Source organism: Nocardia araoensis NBRC 100135, assembly GCF_000308435.1.
GTDB classification, from domain to species: Bacteria; Actinomycetota; Actinomycetes; order Mycobacteriales; family Mycobacteriaceae; genus Nocardia; species Nocardia araoensis.
Genome location: NZ_BAFR01000293.1, coordinates 1 through 2982 on the forward strand (window position 1 = coordinate 1; position 2982 = coordinate 2982).

The window sequence follows — 2982 nt, forward strand, 5'->3', positions numbered from 1 at the left end:
ACTAGTCAGACCAAAGGTCAAATCCGCCGTTGTTCCGACAGTCACGGCGGACAGCCCCCCGACCAGTCGCGTTCCCAAACCTCTCAGGGCAGTACACCTAAGGTAGTGGTCCGGAAAAAGTCGTTCCTTGCTGATGTGCCTTGTTTACCTATGCGACGACCGTAAGAGGTGTCGGCGGGCACGGGCGTCGGAGTTGAGCGTTCCACCGATCGGTTGATGCCCGTTAGCGACGATCGCGACCCCTGCGGTGCACAACGATGTGGAGCCGAGTCGGGCAATGACGCTCAGTGGGGTCGCGGTCATCAACTGGATACGAGTGGCTACGGGTGCCGGGCTGGCCTTTGCGAGCGAGCTGCGGCGAACATAACCATCCGGCTGGCGCAGGCGATGGTCTGCGGTGGTCGGTCGATGCGGAATTGGCTTCTGAGATGAGTGCACTGCTACCTCTTGCCTACGGATACCTGCGCGATGACTTGCTCGGTGATCGCGACCGCGATGCCGGTGAGGACACGTTGCGAACTGCTGCCCGCTCGCTCGGCTACGAGCTGGGTACCGTGTTCCATGAACCGCCGCCGGAGACTGGACTGCTGCCGCCAGCGTTCGTCGATCTGATCCAGGAATGCCGGCGCGCGGCAGCGCACGCAGTGATCACACTCTCCGGGCACATGTCGAACATGTCGATGTCCCGGATGGTACTGGCGGCGGTCCTGCAAGTGCGTGCCGAGGCCGTCGTCCACGAAGTCGGGTAAAGAATCTACTAGTCTCAGGGTCGGCTACCTCAAGACTCGATCGGCGAGTCGCCCTGTCCTAGACCGGCTTGGCCAAGGGGCGCGTTCACGACTGTGATGATGGCGTGGGCAGCCCAGCGCTGCTGTGTCCGCACCCAGGGCCAGGAGGTTTTGGGGCAAACGCTCATCACATTCACCGTGTAGTGGGTGCGACAGCGCTGCCAGGACGCGCCCGGCAGGGTCGCGCCGATCGCGGCGACCAGCCCGGCGTGGGCGTCGGAGGTGACCAGCTCGACCCCGGTCAGGCCGCGGGCGACCAGATCGCGGAAGAACGCCAGCCAGCCGGCGCCGTCTTCGCCGCTGGTGATCCGCAGGCCGAGGATTTCGCGGTAGCCCTCGGCGTTGACGCCGGTCGCGACCAGGGCGTGGACGTTGACCACGCGCCCGTTCTCGCGGACTTTCAGCACGAGTGCGTCGGCGGCGACGAACGTGTAAGGCCCTTGATCGAGGGGGCGGGTGCGGAACGCTTCTACCTGGGCGTCGAGGTCGGCGGCCATGATCGATACCTGCGACTTCGACAGCCTGGTCACCCCCAACGATTCGACGAGTTTCTCCATGTGGCGGGTCGAGACACCGAGCAGATAGCAGGTCGCCACCACCCTGGTCAGTGCTCGTTCGGCGCGTTTGCGGCGTTCGCGCAACCAATCCGGAAAGTAGCTGCCTGATCGCAGCTTCGGGATCGCGACGTCGATCGTGCCGACGCGGGTGTCGAAGTCGCGGTGGCGGTAGCCGTTGCGGTGGTTGACGCGGTCGTTGCTGTGTTCGCCGTAGCCGGCGCCGCAGATCGTGTCGGCCGCGGCGCTCATCAACGTCTGAATGAACGTCGAAAGCATGTTGCGCAGCAGATCAGGACTCGCCGCGGCGAGTTGGTCCGACAGCAGCTCCGATGGGTCGATAGGCTGGAGATCGGTCATCGCGTGGTTCTCCTTCGAGTGACTTTGGTCGGTCTCTTGAAGAATCACGCGGTGACCGTTCCCCATTCGGCTACGACACGCCCAGACGTTGCTGGCATCTGGTCGTACACCACACTATTGGACGCAACCGAAGCACTGGGTCGATCTTTTGGGCATGGCCCATATCCTTCCTGCTACCCCATAACGGGGCGGCAGCAAAGCCGGGGCGGTTCACTCCGGGCCGACCTCACCGTGCAGCCCGAAAGGCCATAAAGAGAGCACTCCGATGCCTGAAACGACGCCTCGCCGACGTCGTCTACCGCACCATGCTGCGAGAGGCCGGTACCTCTCTGCTCACGACGGCTTGACACAGAGAGAAGCCGTTGCATTCACAGTCCCCAGCTAGATCGTGAAAACGCAGCTTCGGTAGCTGGTGGTGATGTACCTGCTGTTTCCAGGGTTGAGGTAGTCGGAGTCTCCGCGGCCGTCCTCTTCGGTGTACATGCGGACCGTGGCGTTGGTGTTGTTCTCTACCGAGCCTCGCGTGATCTCGATGTTGTAAGTGCTGTACTCCTCGGGGTTCTGAATCTGATCGGAGTACCCATAAGAGTTCTGATACCTGAACGTGCCGACCGCCATGCTCTGCCTCCACGTTGTAGAAACGGACCCACACCGAACATAGCTGATGGATAGCTATCGGGTGCGGGTTTGTCTCGTTGTGGCAGCCAATTCGTTGGGGCGGGGTTGGGTCCAGTCGCCTTGCATCCGTCTTTAGCTGGGAGAAATAGGCTCTCACCGGGCGCTTCGCCCCGAGCGAAGCCTTAAACGCGGAATCCATCGCTAATTAGTTGCTCGGAAACCTGCGATGTGGTGAGCCCACCTCGGCGTCCAGGAGCGCGATAGCCACGAGGACTGCACCTCCGGCAATCCGGTTGGCTGGGACTCAGCCGGCATGCGGTGCGTCTCGGGGAGTCAGACATCGTTCCCGTCCCCAGATGTCGCCGGGGCCCTTGCGCCCGCCGCCGTCGTCGAGATGCCACGGATCGTCGTCACCGCCGTTTCCGCCGCCTCCGCCTGGATCGGAGTTGCCGCGATCGTGTGGGTGGTCCTCGGGCCAGAACCCGGGGTCCTCTGGGAACGGCATGGCCAATGGGGAGGGGAACACGCCTTCCAGTGCAACAGCACCGGTTTCGGATTCCGCTGCGACAGCCTTGATGGAGCCGGACTCACTCATGATGAAAGCAACCAGGGGAATGGAGATGATCGCGAGTTCTGGCACCTCGACCACCACATCGCGCAGC

General features: G+C 62.9%; 3 protein-coding genes and 1 pseudogene. 1 reads left to right on the forward strand and 3 read right to left on the reverse strand.

The features are described 5' to 3' along the window. The first annotated feature begins 428 nt into the window (after positions 1-428). Positions 429-749, forward strand: coding sequence for a hypothetical protein (locus tag ON21_RS30555; RefSeq protein ID WP_039803741.1), 321 nt, complete (start codon positions 429-431; stop codon positions 747-749). A gap of 125 nt (positions 750-874) precedes the next feature. Here ON21_RS30555 and ON21_RS30560 read toward each other — a convergent pair. The 3 genes and pseudogenes from ON21_RS30560 to ON21_RS30570 all read right to left on the reverse strand — a co-directional run. Next, positions 875-1702, reverse strand: a pseudogene (locus tag ON21_RS30560) (IS256 family transposase); the annotation flags it as partial. 381 nt (positions 1703-2083) lie between these two features. Continuing rightward, the gene (locus ON21_RS30565; protein WP_039803743.1) at positions 2084-2320 is read right to left on the reverse strand and encodes a hypothetical protein; all 237 of its coding nucleotides are present in this window, start codon (positions 2318-2320) and stop codon (positions 2084-2086) included. 304 nt (positions 2321-2624) lie between these two features. Next, the coding region (locus ON21_RS30570; protein WP_039803745.1) for a hypothetical protein at positions 2625-2982 on the reverse strand (358 nt) is incomplete at its 5' end.